Origin of the sequence: Pseudomonas sp. BMS12 (assembly GCF_001592875.1) — a bacterium.
Lineage (GTDB): Bacteria > Pseudomonadota > Gammaproteobacteria > Pseudomonadales > Pseudomonadaceae > Aquipseudomonas.
This window is the reverse complement of the sequence record NZ_LSOF01000024.1, coordinates 23,802-40,490: the sequence shown is the minus strand read 5'-3', so window position 1 is coordinate 40,490 and position 16,689 is coordinate 23,802. Positions and strand designations below refer to the sequence as shown.

General features: G+C 63.6%; 15 protein-coding genes and 1 pseudogene. 9 read left to right on the top strand and 7 right to left on the bottom strand.

Annotated elements, in window-relative coordinates; translation table 11 throughout:
• Positions 1-10 precede the first annotated feature (10 nt).
• Positions 11-628 (bottom strand): TetR/AcrR family transcriptional regulator, encoded by a 618-nt coding sequence (locus tag AYB31_RS19570; RefSeq protein WP_068830697.1) that lies wholly within the window; start codon positions 626-628, stop codon positions 11-13.
• A 199-nt stretch (positions 629-827) separates the two neighbouring features.
• On the opposite strand from AYB31_RS19570, the gene moaA reads away from it, so the two are divergent.
• From moaA to AYB31_RS22425, 7 genes and pseudogenes are all read left to right on the top strand, one after another.
• The gene (gene moaA, locus AYB31_RS19565; RefSeq protein WP_068830696.1) at positions 828-1,823 is read left to right on the top strand and encodes a GTP 3',8-cyclase MoaA; all 996 of its coding nucleotides are present in this window, start codon (positions 828-830) and stop codon (positions 1,821-1,823) included.
• A 157-nt stretch (positions 1,824-1,980) separates the two neighbouring features.
• Positions 1,981-3,339, top strand: a complete 1,359-nt coding sequence (locus AYB31_RS19560) for an 8-oxoguanine deaminase (protein WP_068830695.1) — start codon at positions 1,981-1,983, stop codon at positions 3,337-3,339.
• A gap of 78 nt (positions 3,340-3,417) precedes the next feature.
• Complete coding sequence (locus AYB31_RS19555; RefSeq protein WP_068830694.1) at positions 3,418-4,236, top strand: substrate-binding periplasmic protein; 819 nt, start codon at positions 3,418-3,420, stop codon at positions 4,234-4,236.
• 426 nt (positions 4,237-4,662) lie between these two features.
• The gene (locus tag AYB31_RS19550) at positions 4,663-5,472 is read left to right on the top strand and encodes an outer membrane protein OmpK (protein WP_068830693.1); all 810 of its coding nucleotides are present in this window, start codon (positions 4,663-4,665) and stop codon (positions 5,470-5,472) included.
• A gap of 128 nt (positions 5,473-5,600) precedes the next feature.
• Positions 5,601-7,130 carry a nucleobase:cation symporter-2 family protein gene (locus AYB31_RS19545; protein WP_068830692.1) on the top strand — a complete coding sequence of 510 codons (1,530 nt, stop codon included), beginning with the start codon at positions 5,601-5,603 and terminating at the stop codon, positions 7,128-7,130.
• A gap of 196 nt (positions 7,131-7,326) precedes the next feature.
• A pseudogene (locus AYB31_RS22430) lies at positions 7,327-8,382 on the top strand (cache domain-containing protein); the annotation flags it as partial.
• Positions 8,383-8,448: 66 nt separating this feature from the next.
• Positions 8,449-9,294 (top strand): methyl-accepting chemotaxis protein, encoded by an 846-nt coding sequence (locus AYB31_RS22425; RefSeq protein WP_442961847.1) that lies wholly within the window; start codon positions 8,449-8,451, stop codon positions 9,292-9,294.
• A 73-nt stretch (positions 9,295-9,367) separates the two neighbouring features.
• Here the strand turns inward: AYB31_RS22425 and AYB31_RS19535 are convergent, their stop codons facing one another.
• The 3 genes from AYB31_RS19535 to AYB31_RS19525 all read right to left on the bottom strand — a co-directional run bounded on the left by AYB31_RS19535 (position 9,368) and on the right by AYB31_RS19525 (position 12,154).
• Positions 9,368-9,718, bottom strand: a complete 351-nt coding sequence (locus tag AYB31_RS19535; protein ID WP_068830690.1) for a VOC family protein — start codon at positions 9,716-9,718, stop codon at positions 9,368-9,370.
• A 94-nt stretch (positions 9,719-9,812) separates the two neighbouring features.
• Positions 9,813-10,535 (bottom strand): TrmH family RNA methyltransferase, encoded by a 723-nt coding sequence (locus tag AYB31_RS19530; RefSeq protein WP_068830689.1) that lies wholly within the window; start codon positions 10,533-10,535, stop codon positions 9,813-9,815.
• Positions 10,535-12,154, bottom strand: a complete 1,620-nt coding sequence (locus tag AYB31_RS19525; protein ID WP_068830688.1) for an NAD(P)/FAD-dependent oxidoreductase — start codon at positions 12,152-12,154, stop codon at positions 10,535-10,537. Before AYB31_RS19525 ends, AYB31_RS19530 begins: the two co-directional genes overlap by 1 nt.
• Before the next feature lie 212 nt (positions 12,155-12,366).
• Between AYB31_RS19525 and rlmE the strand changes: the two genes are divergently transcribed.
• Both rlmE and AYB31_RS19515 read left to right on the top strand, forming a co-directional pair.
• Positions 12,367-12,987: a 23S rRNA (uridine(2552)-2'-O)-methyltransferase RlmE gene (rlmE, locus tag AYB31_RS19520; protein ID WP_068830687.1), complete on the top strand. Its 621-nt coding sequence runs from the start codon at positions 12,367-12,369 to the stop codon at positions 12,985-12,987.
• Positions 12,988-13,090: 103 nt separating this feature from the next.
• On the top strand, positions 13,091-13,483 hold the full coding sequence (locus AYB31_RS19515; RefSeq protein WP_068830686.1) for a GFA family protein: 393 nt from the start codon (positions 13,091-13,093) through the stop codon (positions 13,481-13,483).
• A 266-nt stretch (positions 13,484-13,749) separates the two neighbouring features.
• Here AYB31_RS19515 and AYB31_RS19510 read toward each other — a convergent pair whose 3' ends face one another.
• The 3 genes from AYB31_RS19510 to alc are packed head-to-tail and all read right to left on the bottom strand — an operon-like array spanning position 13,750 to position 16,653.
• Positions 13,750-15,045: a urate hydroxylase PuuD gene (locus AYB31_RS19510; RefSeq protein ID WP_068830685.1), complete on the bottom strand. Its 1,296-nt coding sequence runs from the start codon at positions 15,043-15,045 to the stop codon at positions 13,750-13,752.
• Positions 15,046-15,098: 53 nt separating this feature from the next.
• Positions 15,099-15,602, bottom strand: a complete 504-nt coding sequence (locus AYB31_RS19505; RefSeq protein ID WP_068830684.1) for an ureidoglycolate lyase — start codon at positions 15,600-15,602, stop codon at positions 15,099-15,101.
• A 55-nt stretch (positions 15,603-15,657) separates the two neighbouring features.
• Positions 15,658-16,653: an allantoicase gene (gene alc, locus AYB31_RS19500; RefSeq protein ID WP_068830683.1), complete on the bottom strand. Its 996-nt coding sequence runs from the start codon at positions 16,651-16,653 to the stop codon at positions 15,658-15,660.
• Positions 16,654-16,689 lie beyond the last annotated feature (36 nt).

Genomic DNA, 16,689 nt, shown 5'->3' with positions numbered 1-16,689 from the left:
TTAACCTGCGCTAGCTGCCGAGAGGCTGCACTTCGCAGCCCTTGAGCACCAGGCGGATGATGGTTTCCGCCGCCGCCTCATAGTCGGCCTCGCTGAGGCTGGTCTTGCCGGTGACCACGGAGATCTGCCAGTCGAAGTCGGCGTAGGTCTGGGTCGCCGCCCAGATGCTGAACAGCAGGTGGCTGGCGTCGATGCGTGCCATCAGGCCGCGCTCGATCCACTGTTCGATGCAGCTGATGATGTAGCGCGCCTGGCCATTGAGCTGTTCGGTGCGTTCGGCGGAGAGATGTGGCGCGCCGTGCATGATCTCGCTGGCGAACACCTTGGAGGCGTAGGGCAGGTCGCGGGAGATGGCGATCTTGGTGCGGATGTAGTCGCGCAGCACCTGTTCGGGGTGGCCATCCTGGTTGAACGGCGCGGAGGCCTGTAGCAGGCGCTCGATCACGCTTTCGAGCACCTCGCGGTAGAGGTTCTCTTTCGACTTGAAGTAGTAGTAGACGTTGGGCTTGGGCAGGCCGGCCTTGTCGGCGATGTCGCTGGTCTTGGTGGCGGCGAAGCCCTTGTCGGCGAACTCCTGGCTCGCGGCCTGCAGGATGAGCGCTCTGTTGCGCGCGCGGATGCTGCTCACATCGTCTCCTTGAATGGCTCGCCTGCAGCCTGGAAGGGCCGGCCGGCGAGGGGTTGGCATGGTAGCACCGGGCTTGCGCGAGCCTCAAGCAAGGCGCCAGGTGAATTGACTGTATACAAAATATTTAACTTCTGTTTCCATTCGTTATCCGTCCATGTCGCTGGAGTCCCGTCCGGCGCGTGCTGCGGCAGGCTGTGCCATGCAAGACAACCACTTGCTCGACCCTTTCGGCCGGCGCATCACCTATCTGCGCCTGTCGGTCACCGATCGCTGTGACTTCCGCTGTACCTACTGTATGAGCGAAGACATGGTCTTCGCCCCGCGCGCGCAGATTCTCACCCTGGAAGAGCTGTACGCCGTTGCCGACGCCTTTATCGGCCTGGGCGTGACGCGCATACGCATCACCGGTGGCGAGCCGCTGGTGCGCAAGAACCTCGGCAGCCTGCTGCGTCGTCTCGGCGGGCGCAGTGAGCTGGAAGACCTGGCCATCACCAGCAATGGCTCGCAACTGGGGCAGATGGCCGGCGAGCTGCGCGAGGCCGGTGTCACGCGCCTCAATATCAGTCTCGACTCGCTGCGACGTGAACGCTTCGCCGCCTTCACCCGGCGCGATCGCCTGGACCAGGTGCTGGCCGGCATCGAGGCGGCGCGGGCGGCCGGCTTCCGGCGCATCAAGCTCAATGCGGTGGTGCAGAAGGGCCGCAACGACGACGAGGTGGAAGACTTGGTCGCCTTCGCCGTCGAGCGCGGGCTGGATATCAGCTTCATCGAGGAGATGCCGCTGGGCAGCGTCACCAGTCACGAGCGCAAGCACACCCTGTGCACCTCGGACGAAGTGCGCGAGCGTATCGAGCGGCGTTTCCAGTTGCTGCCCAGCAGCCACCGTACAGGCGGACCGTCGCGCTACTGGCAGGTGCTCGGCAGCGATACCCGCGTTGGCTTCATCTCGCCGCACAGCCGCAACTTCTGTGGCGACTGCAACCGGGTGCGGGTTACCGCCGAGGGCAAGTTGGTGCTGTGCCTGGGCAACGAGGGGGCGCTGGATCTCAAGGCGCTGCTGCGCCGCCATCCCGGTGATTCCGAACGTCTGCGCGCGGCGCTGATCGAGGCGTTGCGACTGAAGCCGGAGCGCCACCATTTCGAGGCGGATCAGCAAGTCCAGGTAGTCCGCTTCATGAGCATGACCGGCGGCTGACCGACGCCCTCGGAGCCGCTCTGGCGGCGTTGCGTCATCTCGCCGTACTGGTCGTACTGTCTTCGATGACGCGCCTTGCCATAGCAGCCCCGATGACGCCGGTCCCGCATTTCCATTGTTGAAATTTATTCGCCCAAAGGGCCCAAGGAACACGTACATGCCCAAGACATTACTGGTAAAGAACGCCGACCTGCTGGTGACCATGGACGGCGAGCGTCGCGAGATCAAAGGCGGCGGGCTGTATATCGAGGACAACCTGATCAAGCAGGTCGGCCCCTCTGCCGAGCTGCCGCAGACTGCCGACGAGGTGCTGGACATGACCGGCAAGGTGGTCATCCCCGGCCTGGTCAATACTCATCACCACATGTACCAGAGCCTCACGCGCGTGGTGCCGGCGGCGCAGGACGGCGAGCTGTTCAACTGGCTGACCAACCTCTACCCGATCTGGGCGCGGCTGACCCCGGAGATGATCGAGGTGTCGACCCAGACCGCCATGGCCGAGCTGATTCTCTCCGGCTGCACCACCTCCAGCGACCACCTGTACATCTATCCGAACGGCTGCAAGCTCGACGACAGCATCCACGCCGCCGCGGAGATCGGCATGCGCTTCCACGCCGCGCGCGGCAGCATGAGCGTCGGCCGCAGCCAGGGCGGCCTGCCGCCGGATTCGGTGGTGGAGAAGGAGGGCGACATCCTCAAGGAGTCGCAACGGCTGATCGAGGATTACCACGACGCCAGCCACGGCTCGATGCTGCGCGTGGTGGTGGCGCCGTGCTCGCCGTTTTCGGTGAGTCGCGATCTGATGCGTGAGGCGGCGGTGCTGGCGCGCCAGTACGGTGTGTCGCTGCACACCCACCTGGCCGAGAACGTCAACGACATTGGCTACAGTCGCGAGAAGTTCGGCATGACCCCGGCCGAGTACGCCGAGGACCTCGGCTGGGTCGGCCACGACGTGTGGCACGCCCACTGCGTACAGCTCGACCAGCACGGCATCGAGCTGTTTGCCCGCACCGGTACCGGCGTGGCGCATTGCCCGTGCTCGAACATGCGCCTGGCCTCGGGCATCGCGCCGATCCGCAAGATGCGCGACCACGGTGTGCCGGTCGGCCTGGGGGTCGACGGTTCGGCGTCCAACGACGGCGCCAGCATGATCGGCGAGGTACGCCAGGCCCTGCTGTTGCAGCGCGTCGGCTTCGGCCCGGACGCCATGACCGCCCGCGAGGCGCTGGAAATCGCCACCCTGGGCGGTGCCAAGGTGCTCAACCGTAACGACATCGGTGCGTTGGCGCCGGGCATGGCGGCGGATTTCGTGGCCTTCGACCTCGGCCATGTGGCCTACGCCGGTGCCCATCACGACCCGCTGGCGGCACTGGTGTTCTGCACCCCGACCCAGGTAGATACCAGCGTGATCAACGGCCGCCCGGTGGTACGCGACGGGCGCATCGTGACCGTCGATCTACCGCGCGTGCTGGAGCGCCACAATCGCCTGGCACGCCAGCTGGTCAGCGGCGAATAACCCTGCACCTTGCCTGCGCGAGCTCATGGCTCGCGTGGGCGAGGTGCGTCCACCCGAAAGCAGAACAAGGAGAAGGTGATGAAGCCTCGGGTATTCGGTTGGCTGTCCGCCAGCCTGTTGTGCGCCAACGGCGCACTGGCGCAGACCTACGTGGTCGGCGTCGAAGAGCAATCCTTCCAGCCGCATTACTGGCAGGACGAGCAGGGCGAGTACCGCGGCTTTGCCCGCGAAGTGCTCGATCTGTTTGCCCGCGATGCCGGCCTGGATCTCCGCTACCAGGCGCTACCGGTCAGCCAGCTGACGCAGCACCTGCGCAACGGCAGCGTCGACTTCAAGTATCCGGACAGCCCGCAGTGGGGGCAGGCGCTGAAGCAGGGCGCTGATATCGTCTACAGCCAGCCCGTGGTGGCCTATGTGGATGGCGTGTTGGTGCCGCCAGGGGCGCTGGGGCAGGGCGTCGAACGCCTGCAGCGTCTGGCGCTGGTCGATGGCTGGACGCCGCATGACTACCAGGCGCGCATCACGGCCGGGCAGACTCAATTGCTGCGCAGCGCCGACCTGCGCCAGATGGTGCGCCAGGCCCTGCGCCGCGAGGCAGACGGCGCCTACTACAACGTGGTGGTGGCCACCTACTACCTGGACAACCTGCGTGCCCGCCCAGGTGCGCTGGTGTTCGACCCGGCGCTGCCGCACAGCAAGGGTGCCTTTCATCTTTCCAGCCTGCGTTACCCGCAGCTGATCGAGCGTTTCGATCGCTTCCTGCAGACACATGCCGGCGAGGTCGCGGCGCTCAAGCAGCGCTATGGCGTGGAAGCCAATCTGGATTCCGAGTACCTCGGCCTTGAGCAATGGAAGGTGGATTTCCTTGAGCGCCAGAAGAAAAAGCGCCAACCCTGACCAGCGAACGGTCGTTCGATAAAAAATGTATACATTACTGTATCGAAATATTGTTTGATCTGTTTACAGGGTGTATAACGCGGAAAAGCTGATCGATTGATCAGCCTTTGATGACATAACGCATGGGTGTCCGTGAGCACCCAAGTAAGCCCACGACCTAGAACAACAACAGGCAGGCTTTACCCATGAGTTCATCCATCTCGCCCGTAGCTCTCTGCAACCTGCGCACCCAGTCAGGTTTTGCCCCGTTCCAAGGCATCGTCTATGCCGCCGTTGCGCCGAACCGGTGCGTCGCGCGGGCATACCCAAGCGCGCACCCACGCGCCTGAGCCACACCTGGACCCATTTACCTGTCAGCAATCCTCTCGCCGTGGAGGGAGGGGCGTGGACGGGCAACCTGCAACCTCAAAACAACAGGAAAACCCTATGCAACTCCGTTATCTGCCCCACACCCTGGCGCTCACCGCCACCTGCCTGGCCGCCGCCCCGGCATCGGCCGACGATCTGCTGTACTGGCAGAGCAACAGCCTGACCTACCTCTATGGGCAGAGCTACAAGATCAACCCGAACATCCAGCAGACCCTGACCTTCGAGCACGCGGATGGCTGGAAGTACGGCGACAACTTCTTCTTCCTCGACAAGATCTTCTACAACGGTGAAGACGACGACCTGGTGGGCAGCAACACCTACTACGGCGAGTTCCAGCCGCGTCTGTCGCTGGGCAAGATCTTCGACCAGAAGATCCAGTTCGGCCCGGTGACCGATGTGCTGCTGGCCATGACCTACGAGTTCGGCGAGGGCGATGTCGAGTCCTACCTGATCGGTCCGGGTTTCGACCTGGCCATTCCCGGCTTCGACTTCTTCCAGGTCAACTTCTACAACCGCACCACCGATGGCGACCGCGCCGGCGACGATGTCTGGCAGATCACCCCGGCGTGGAGCTACACCATCCCGGTCGGCGATTCCGACGTGGTCATCGACGGCTTCATGGACTGGGTGGTGGACAACGACGAGAACCGTCGCGGTACCTACCACGCCAACCTGCACTTCAACCCGCAGATCAAATACGACCTGGGCAAGGCCATGGGTTGGGGTGCCAAGCAGCTGTACGTCGGTATCGAGTACGACTACTGGAAGGACAAGTACGGTATCGACGACGACAGCTTCCTGGGTGACCAGATTCTCGGCGGTACCGACCAGAACACCTTCAGCTGGATCGCCAAAGTGTTCTTCTAAGCATCGAAGTGGGGCCGCACGCATCCATCTGGATGCGTGTGGTATGAAATATGTATACAGAGATCATCTGATAGTGCGCCAGAACGTGTTGCAAGACGCGCCAGAACAACAACTGCGAGCAACTCAATATGACTTCTTCTGTTTCTTCTTCCTCATCACCACGTCCCGAGGATGAAAACCTCGGCGTTGGGGCCAATCTGGCTTACGGGCTCCAGCATGTATTGACCATGTATGGCGGCATCGTCGCCGTGCCCCTGATCGTTGGCCAGGCCGCGGGCCTGGCACCGGCCGATATCGGCCTGCTGATTGCCGCCTCGCTGTTCGCCGGCGGCCTTGCCACCCTGTTGCAAACGCTCGGCGTGCCGTTCTTCGGCTGCCAGCTGCCCCTGGTGCAGGGGGTGTCCTTCGCCGGTGTGGCGACCATGATCGCCATCATCGGCAGTGACGGTGCCGGCGGTTTGCCCACCGTGTTCGGCGCGGTGATCGCCGCCTCGCTGATCGGCTTGCTGATCACGCCGGTGTTCTCGCGTATCACCAAGTTCTTCCCGCCGCTGGTGACCGGCATCGTCATCACCACCATCGGCCTGACTCTGATGCCGGTCGCCGCGCGCTGGGCCATGGGCGGCAACAGTCAGGCGGCGGACTTCGGCAGCGTGGCCAATATCGGCCTGGCCGCGTTTACCCTGATAACCGTGCTGCTGCTGAGCAAGCTGGGCAGTGCCAGCATCTCGCGTCTGTCGATCCTGCTGGCGATGATCATCGGCACCCTGGTCGCCATGGCGTTTGGCATGGCCGACTTCTCCCAGGTACTCGAAGGCACGCTGGTGGCGCTGCCGCAACCGCTGCACTTCGGCCCGCCGCAGTTCCAGGTCGCCGCCATCCTGTCGATGTTGATCGTGATTATCGTCACCCTGGTGGAAACCTCGGCAGACATCCTCGCCGTCGGCGAAATCATCGGCACCCGGGTCGACTCCAAGCGTCTGGGCAATGGTCTGCGCGCCGACATGATCTCCAGCAGCCTGGCGCCGTTGTTCGGCTCCTTCACCCAGAGCGCCTTCGCGCAGAACGTCGGCCTGGTCGCGGTGACCGGCGTGAAGAGCCGCTACGTGGTGGCCACCGCCGGCCTGATCCTGGTCACCCTCGGCCTGCTGCCGGTGATGGGGCGGCTGATCGCCGCCGTACCGACGGCCGTGCTGGGCGGCGCCGGCGTGGTGCTGTTCGGCACCGTCGCGGCCAGCGGCATCCGTACCCTGGCCCAGGTGGATTATCGCAACAACATGAACCTGATCATCGTCGCCACCTCGATCGGCTTCGGCATGATCCCCATCGCCGCACCGGGCTTCTATCACCACTTCCCGGCCTGGTTCGAAACCATCTTCCACTCGGGCATCAGCTCGGCGGCGATCATGGCCATCCTGCTCAACCTGTTGTTCAACCATCTCAAGGCTGGCAACTCCGACCAGCAGTCGGTATTCGTCGCCGCCAGCGAGCGTACGCTGCGCTACCAGGACATCGCCGCGCTCAACGATGGCGACCACTTCCGCGACGGCAAGCTGTTCGACTGCAACGACAACGAGGTGCCGATCATCGAAGCTGGCGAGGAGGCGGGCGAGCAGGCCGCAAGGTCGCTGAAGCGGCAGGCCGAACATATGCACTGAGCACTGGCTAGGCATGGATGAGCCGAGTGCTCGTCAGGCAGAGGGGCGGCGCACAAGCGCCGCTTTCTTTTGCCCAGTGATAACGTCTTTGTCCCGCCTGAGCCGCATTGGAGAGGAAAATTCCCGAACAAGTCGCTACAAGTAAAGGAGCGCGACTCCTCGTCAGCTACCCAGCTAAGAAGTAGAGGCTCCTCCGATGAAGATCAAAACCAAGCTCCTGGTCAGTTTCGTGGTCGCAACCCTGGTGCCGGTGCTGATAGTGGCGCTATTGACCATACGGAACGTGACGGAGCAGGCCAGGACCCATTTTCGCGACTCCAGCAGTCTGGACGTGAAGCTGGTGGACAATACCTTCGTCACCTTCTTCAACTCCGTGGGCCACACCGTTTCTGCCATGGCGGACTATCCCGCGCTCAGGGATACCCAGGGCGGTGAGCTGTCGACCTACTTTGGTGATGCGCAGAAGCCCAGTCAGGTTGCGACGGCCCATGGTGGCCGGGAGAAACAGATCTTCGATTACTTCTCCAGTATCGGCGAGAACAACCCGACCCTCGGCTACGTCTACATGTCCGATACCGCGGGTGCCTATGTGGAGTGGCCGGGCACCGGTGACTACGGTGACTGGGACCCGCGCAAACGTCCTTGGTACAGCATCGGCAAGGAGGCCAACTTCACCCTGGCTCGCCGCGACGGCTACTACTGGGAGCCGGATGATGCGGTCTATGTCTCGGTGCTCAAGGGCTTCAAGGATCAGGCCGGCAGCTTCGCCGGGGTGGTTGCCGTGGACGTATCGCTCAAGGCCCTCACCGACATGACCCAGAAGATCCGCTTCGGCGAGACCGGCTTCTTCATGCTGGTGGAGAGCAGCGGCACATTGCTGGTCGACGGGCATCATCCGCAGAACAATTTCAAGAAGCTCAGTGAGCTCAAGGACGACTATTTCACCACCATCGGCAAGACCGAGATCGGCGTTATCGAGGTGAGCATCGACGGCGTCGATTACCTGGCCAATGTGTACACCTCGCCTGAGCTGGGCTGGAAGTTCATTGGTTTCATGCAGACCGATGAGATCTTCGCCAGCGCCCATGAGCTGACCTGGCTGACCCTGGGTGTTTCCGCGGTGCTGGTACTGCTGTTCGCGCTGGCCGGGGTGGTCATCGCCAACCGCATCGTGACGCCGATCAATCTGGTCAAGGAGGGGTTGCGCACCATTGCCCAGGGCGAAGGCGATCTGACCCGGCGTCTGTCGCTGCTCAGCAAGGATGAAACGGGTGAGTTGGCCGACTGGTTCAACCAGTTCATCGAGTCGACCCAGTCCATGATCCGGGTGATCAAGGAAAACGCCATCAGCATGCACGAGGTGTCCGACCAGACCAATGAACGCACCACGGCGATGTCCGCCGGCCTGCAGCAACAGCTGAGTGCGGTTGAGCAGATCGTCACGGCGGTAACCGAGATGTCCTCTGCCGCCAACGAGGTGGCACAGACCTGCGTGAGAACGGCGGAGGCGTCCAAGCAGGGCCTGGAGGCGACCAGCAATGGCAAGGACGTGATTGCCCGCAGTACTGCCGGAGTCAACGCCTTGGGCGGCAGTATCGAGAACGCCAGCAAGGTGATTCAGGAGCTGGAGCGCGAGACAGTCAATATCAACAATATTCTCTCGACCATCCAGCAGATTGCCGAGCAGACCAACCTGCTGGCGCTCAACGCCGCCATCGAGGCCGCCCGCGCCGGCGAACAGGGGCGAGGGTTCGCGGTGGTGGCCGACGAGGTCCGCAACCTGGCCAAGCGCACCCAGGACTCAACCGGGGAGATCAACAACATCCTCAACCTGCTGGTCAGCCGTATCAGCGAAGTCACCTCGACCATGGATAGCAGCCTGTCCGAATCCGCCAAGGCCATCGAGTTGGCTGGCGAGGTCATGGGCGCCTTCGAGAACATCGAGGGTGCGATGCAGATGATCCGCGACATGACCATGCAGATTGCCGCGGCTACCGAAGAGCAGCATCTGGTGACGGAGGACATCAATCAGAACATCGTTGCCATCAACGACGCGGTCAATCGGGTTTCCGGCCAGGCCATGGAAGTGGAGCAGTATTCCCGGGAGCAGAAGGAGGTCAGCAGCGCGCTCAAGCAACTGGTGGTGCGCTTCCGCACCGAGTGAAAGCCCGCCATTTGTCGGCCATGAGTCGCCCATCAGTGGGGGGCGATTCGGCTGGGCCGGCAGATTCTACGGGCTACTCATGCTGGAGAATGTTGATGAGCTTGCCGAGCGGGTCCCTGACATAGAAGCGGCGCACGCCCCAAGGCTCGCTGACGGGGCCGTACTCCAGCGAAATCCCGCTGTGCTGAACGCGGCGCAGCGCCTCGTCAAGATCGTCCACCTCGATGGACAGATCAGGCACCGGGGTGTCGGAGCCACCCTGGCTGGCGATGCTGACCTGGACCGTCATCTTGGCCGAGCCGGCATAGGTGCGAATCCAGCCATGATCCATCGCCAGCTCGAGGCCAAGGATGTCCCTGTAGAACTCGTCGACCATGGACGGCTCTGGCGCGGGAAGGTTGGCGATGATTCTCTTGACCTGCATGTGACCTCCAGAAGTTCTGGTTGCGGGCTCCGGTGGCTGGCCAGGTAAGGCGGCCTGATTGGCCTGCTCGGGCGGTCCACCCCGTGAATGCTTCCTAGCGACTCAACTCATACGCACACATGTTTACGGTCGCCGCCAGGTTCAGCGACTCGATGGCGCCACTGCCGGCAATGGTGAACGGCGTGGCGTCCAGGCTGGTCAGCAGCTCGCGAGGCACGCCCCGCGCTTCGTTGCCGAACAGGTAGCAGTCGCAGGCCCTGAAGCCGGCCGACTGCACCGGCTCGCCCTGCATGTCCAGGCAGGCGATGCGCGCGAAGCGCGCGGGCAGGGCGTCCAGCGGCACCTCCAGTTCCAGCGGGGCATGGAAAATGGCGCCCATGCTGGAGCGCACGACCTTGGGGTTGTACGGGTCGACGCTGCCGGGGCTGAGCAGGCAGCGGAAACCACCGAACCAGGCCAGAGTACGCAGGATGGTGCCGAGGTTGCCCGGGTCCTGGATCTCGTGCAGGTAGATGGCGCGCTCGCCGGCGGCACTCGGTGCGGCGCTCTCCGGCATGGGTACCACGGCGACTATGCCCTGCGGGGTCTTGGTGTCGGCGATCTGCGCCATCTGCCGGTCGCTGATCACCTGGGTCTTGAACGGGCTCTGCCAGTGCTCGTAGGCGGCGGTCACGTACAGCTGGCTGCGTTGCAGCAGCGGATTGTGCAGGGCCGCCTTCTGCAGCTCCAGAATCAGGTGTTCGCCTTCCACCAGGAAGTGCCCGAACTCGGCCCGGTACTTCTTCTGCTGCAGCTTCTTGATGTCGTCGAGCTTCATCAGTGGCGCTGCCCGGCCAGGATCGACTTGGCCACGGCCTCGGCGACCTTGATGCCGTCCACGCCCGCCGAGAGGATGCCACCCGCATAACCGGCGCCTTCGCCGGCCGGGTACAGGCCGCGCAGGTTGAGGCTCTGGTAGCTTTCGTTGTCGCGGGTGATGCGGACCGGCGAGCTGGTGCGGGTTTCGATGCCGGTGAGCACGGCGTCATCGCGATCGAAGCCGCGGATCTGCTTACCGAAGGCCGGCAGGGCCTCGCGGATGGCCTCGATGGCGTATTCCGGCAGTGAGGGCGCCAGGTCACCCAGGCGCACGCCGGGCTTGTAGGAAGGCTCCACCTCGCCGAACTCGCTCGATGGCACGCCGCGAATGAAGTCGCCGACCAGTTGTGCCGGCGCGCAGTAGTCCTTGCCGCCCAGCTCGTAGGCGCGCGACTCCAGGCGCTCCTGGAACTCGACGCCGGCCAGCGGGCCGCCGGGGAAGTCCTGCTCCGGGTTGATGCCCACGACTATGCCGGAGTTGGCGTTGCGCTCGTTGCGCGAGTATTGGCTCATGCCGTTGGTGACTACGCGTTCCGGTTCGGAGGTAGCAGCCACCACGGTGCCGCCAGGGCACATGCAGAAGCTGTAGACGGCGCGGCCGTTCTTGGCGTGATGCACCAGCTTGTAGTCGGCGGCGCCGAGTTCTGGATGGCCGGCGTACTTGCCCAGACGGGCCTGGTCGATCATGCCTTGCGGGTGTTCGATGCGAAAACCCACGGCAAAGGGCTTGGCCTCGATGAACACGCCCTGGCGGTGCAGCATGCGGAAGGTATCGCGCGAGCTGTGCCCCAGCGCCAGCACCACATGGCGGCTGTGCAGGGTTTCGCCACTGGCCAGCACCACGCCTTCCAGCTGACCTTCATTGATCACGAGGTCGGTGACCTTGCTCTCGAAGCGCACCTCGCCGCCGAGGGCGATGATCTCCTCGCGCATGGCGGCGACCACGCCGGTGAGGCGGAAGGTGCCGATATGCGGCTTGCTCACGTACATGATCTCGTCCGGCGCGCCGGCACGGACGAACTCGTGCATCACCTTGCGCGCGTAGAACTTGGGGTCCTTGATCTGGCTGTAGAGCTTGCCGTCGGAGAACAGGCCGGCACCGCCTTCGCCGAACTGTACGTTGGACTCCGGGGTCAGCACCTTCTTGCGCCACAGGGCCCAGGTGTCCTTGGTGCGGCGGCGTACATCCTTGCCGCGCTCCAGGACGATGGGCTTGAAACCCATCTGCGCCAGCAGCAGCGCGGCGAACAGGCCGCAGGGGCCGAAGCCCACCACCAGCGGGCGCTCGCTCAGGTCGGCGGGCGCCTGGCCGACGGGGTAGTAGGCCGTGTCCGGCGCGGGGCGTATGTGCTGGTCATCGGCAAAGCGCGCCAGAATCGCCGCCTCGTCGCGGGCCTCCAGGTCGATGATGTAGATGAACAGGATGACGCTGTTCTTCTTGCGCGCGTCGTAGCTGCGCTTGAATACGTTGAAGTTCAGCAGGTCGGCGTCGTTGATACCTAGGCGTCGGACGATGGCCTGGCGCAGTTCATCGGCGGAGTGATCGAGGGGCAGAGACAGTTCGTTGATGCGAATCATGGCGGTAATCCTGGCCGGTGACTCCGGCAAAGGAAGCAACAGAGGGGAGGTAAGGGGCGAATTGTAGCTGCTGCCACGCGACCCTGTCAGGCCGCCGAGGCCGCTGGATTTAGCCTGCGCGGCACTCTCGGCTTATACTTGCCGCCACTTTGTGGCCTCTGCCCCTGGCATTGTCGCGCCCCTTTCCCTGATTTTCCGTGCCTGGCTCCCTTATGAAACGCTCCAAAAGCAGCGCCCGCTGGCTGAACGAACACGTCAACGACCCCTACGTCAAACAGGCCCAGAAGGATGGCTTGCGCTCGCGCTCCAGCTACAAGCTGATCGAGCTGAACGAGAAGGACAAGCTGATCCGCCCTGGCATGCTGATCATGGACCTGGGCTCGGCGCCTGGTGGCTGGTCGCAGGTGGCCGGCAAATTGCTGGGTGATAAAGGGCGCGTTATCGCCACCGACATTCTGCCGATGGACCCGCTGGACAACGTCGACTTCATCCAGGGCGACTTCACCGACGACGCCGTGTTCCAGCAGATTCTCGACAAGCTCGATGGCCGGCAGCCCGACCTGATCGTCTCCGATATCGCCCCCAACCTCAGCGGCGTAGCCGTCGCCGACCAGGCCTCCTCGATGTACCTGGTCGAGCTCACCCTCGACATGGTCCGCAAAGTGCTCAAGCCGGGTGGCAACTATGTGGTCAAGGTCTTCCAGGGCGAGGGTTCTGACGAGTTTCTGAGGGACGTTCGCACCTCATTCGAGAAGGTGGTAGTGCGCAAGCCCGCTGCTTCGCGGCCGCGCTCGAATGAGGTTTATCTGATGGCGAAAGGTTTCAAGGGCTAAGGCCTTGTTGTGTTAGCGCTGGGGCCTCGGCCCGTTCGGCGACCGTACTCAAGCAATCGGTAGCCGCTCGGGATCGGTGGGCGGCAAGCGAGCGGAGGACGACATGCAGCGATTCACCGGCGGTTGCCTGTGTGGCAGCCTGCGTATCGAAGCATCTGGGCGACCGTATCGGGTCGGCCTCTGTCACTGTCTCGACTGCCGCAAGCATCACGGCGCACTTTTCCACGCTTCGGCGATCTTCCCCCAGGCGGCAGTGACTGTGGTCGGCGAGACGCGCGACTACGCCGGGCGATTCTTCTGCCCGCACTGCGGCTCATCGGTTTTCTCGCGTACTGCAGACGAGGTCGAAGTGAGCCTCGGCGCGCTGGATGCGCCAGACCAACTGTTACCCACCTACGAGCTCTGGACCGTCCGGCGCGAATCCTGGCTGCCCGCGTTTCCGCTGGCTAAGCATTACTCGGGCGATCGGGACGCCACGGAACGGTTCGAGGAATAGAGGAAAAAGAACCCGCCAATTGGCGGGTCGGGAATGCCCCCGGGCGTGTGCAACCGGTTGTTCGAGGCCTGTTGTGTGGGCGCCCGGGAGGTGGGGGAAGGGCAGCCCGAGGGATGCTCTTATGCAGCAAGGCGCTGCGGCGAGGGCGTGGCTTAAGCGGATTGCCGCCCGGCCTGTGCCGCAGACGCTAGTGATAAAAAGGCCTGCCTTGCGGCAGGCACGAAGCGATGGGCCGCCAGGGAGGCAGTACGGCCCGTCGTGGTAGATCAGTCGATGCGTGCGCCCTGGGCGATCCAGGCGCCGATCAGATCGCGTTCTTCCTGGGTCATCTGCGTCATGTTGCCCAGCGGCATGATCTGCGAAGCAACCGCTTGCGCCTGGATGCGCGCGGCGTTGGCCTGCATCTCCTGCGCGGTATCGAACATCACGCCGGCAGGTGCTGCGCTGAACATCGGGCTGCTCGGCTTGGCCGAGTGGCAAACGGTGCAGCGTTCGTGGATCACGCTGACCACTTTGTCCAGTTTCGGTGCACCTGCTGCTTCGGCGGCAGCCGGCTTGCTCGCGGGCACCTCTTCCACCTTGTTCAGTTGCGGGGCGTCCTTGGGCGCGCCAATCGCCTCGGCCTGCGGTGTCGGCGCGACATTGGCTAGCGGGGCGGTGCTTGCCTTGTAGTTCGGCGCGGTGACGAAGGCCAGGCAGATCATGCCCAGGGCGCCTGCCGGGAGGGTCCAGGCGAACTTGTGGCTGTCGTGGCGGGTGTTGAAGTAGTGACGGATCAGCACGGCCACGATGGCGATGCCGGCCAGGATTTGCCAGTTGTACGGGCTGCCGTAGGTGCTCGGGAAGTGGTTGCTGATCATGATGAACAGCACCGGCAGGGTGAAGTAGTTGTTGTGGCGCGAGCGCAGCAGGCCCTTGGCCGGCAGCAGCGGGTCGGGCGTCGTGTTGTTCTCGATGGCCTTCACCAGCGCGCGCTGGGCCGGCATGATGATGCGGAACACGTTGCCGACCATGATGGTGCCGATCAGTGCGCCGACGTGGATGTAGGCGCCACGGCCGCTGAAGATCTGGCTGAAGCCCCAGGCCGCACCGATCACCAGCACGAACAGCACCAGGCCGAGCAGGGCGGGTTTCTTGCCCAGCGGCGAGTCGCACAGCAGGTCGTAGACGATCCAGCCGGCCAGCAGGGAGCCGGCGCCGATGGCGATGGCTGCAGCCGGAGCCAGCTCCACGCCAGGCTTGATCAGGTACAGGCTGGGGTTGAGGTAGTACACCACCATCAGCAGGGCGACGCCCGACATCCAGGTGAAGTAGGCCTCCCATTTGAACCAGTGCAGGTTCTCCGGCATTTTCGGCGGGGCCAGTTTGTATTTTTCCAGGTGGTAGATGCCGCCACCGTGGATGGCCCAGAGATCACCCGACAACCCTTCGCGCGGGTTGCTGCGGTTGAGGTTGTTCTCCAGCCAGACGAAATAGAAGGATGCGCCGATCCAGGCGATGCCGGTGATCATGTGCAGCCAGCGGATGCCCAGGTTCAGCCATTCGGTCAGATGTGCTTCCACAATCGTTACCTCTTTCCCGCCGAGCGTCACGCCGCCCGGCCGGGCTTCTCTTATTAGTGGTGGGGGTCGAGGAGGAGCTGCTCGTCCTCGGTGAAGTAATGCTCATCGCAGTTGTTGCCTGAACCACTGCGATCAACCACCAGGAAGTCATCCCGCTTTTCGATCGTCAGCACCGGATGGTGCCAGACGCCGCGATGGTAATTAATGCCCTGCCTGCCGTTGCTGCGGAAGGCGCGGACCAACTCCGATTCAGGTGCATCGCCAAGTGGCGCGACCACGATCAGAAAGGGGTTGCCGAGCAGCGGCACGAAGGCCTGGCTGCCCTGCGGATGGCGCTCCAGCATGCGCACCGTCAGCGGCATCTGCAGGGCCTCGGCACTGAAGATGCTGATGATCGCCTTGTCCTCAGGCTGGGCGGTCTCAACCGTGGCCAGCTTGTGGTAACGGCGGGTGGAGCCGTTGTTGATCATGAAGAACTCGCTGCCCTCGGTTTCGATGACATCACCGAAGGGGGCGAAAGCTTCTTTGCTCAAAGGCTCGATGATCAGTTTGCGCATGTGGGTCTACTTGTTCGTGGATTGTTTCCCCTCTCCCGGCGGGAGAGGGGACGTCTTACTTGGCCAGCTTGCCGAACAGGCGCAGGCGGCTGACGCCACCGTCCGGGAACACGTTCAGGCGCACGTGGGTGATCGGGCCGAGCTTGGCGATCTGCTCGGCAAACTCGTGCTCGGCGTGCATCGACAGCTTCTGGCTCGGCAGCAGCTCGCGCCAGAACAGGCTCTGGGTTTCGATCTGGCTGTCGGTGCCGCCCTTGACGTAGGCGCCCTGGATCGAGCAGCTGTCCGGGTAGTTGCCCTTGAAGTGCAGGGTATCGACCACGATACGCTCGATCTCGCCAGGGTGGCCGAGGGCGACGATCACCCAGTCGTTGCCCGGCGTGCGGCGGCGGGCGGTTTCCCAGCCGTCACCCATGTTCACGCCGCGGCCCGGGTTGAGGATGTTGCTCATGCGCCCGAAGTGCTCGTCGGAGCAGGCCAGGGCGCGGCCACCGTTGAGGGCGGCGGCGAGGTCGATCTGCTCGTTGTCGCCGATGCTGGACCAGTCGCGGAACGGCACGCCGTACACGCGCAGGCGGGCCACGCCACCGTCCGGGTAGATATTGAAGCGCAGGTGGGTGAAGGCCTGGCTGTTGTTGATCTCGTGGTAGTGGTGGCTGTTGCCCTGCAGTTCCACTGCGCCGAGTACTTCGCTCCACTCGGTGCTGTCGCTCGGGTCGCCTTCGGCGACGAAGCAGCCTTCCAGGGAAGCCGACGGCGGGAAGTTGCCGGTGAAGTGGCTGGTATCGATGTCCACACCCTTGATCGAGCCCGGTACGCCCAGCTTGATCACGGCGCTGTCGTAGCCTTCGAAGCGCTTGCGGCGCGATTCCCAGCCGTCCATCCACTTGCCGTTGTCGTCGAACACGCCTTCCTTCCATACGGCCGGGGTCGGTTGGAACAGGCGGTTGACGTCGGCGAACCAGTCATCGGTAACCGAGATGGCTTTGGTGCCCAGGCGGGCGTCGGCCAGGTTGACGTATTTCTCGAAGGGTACGGCGTAGGTTTTCATTGGGCTCTTCTCGTACGGGGGAGGTGGCGGGCCGGC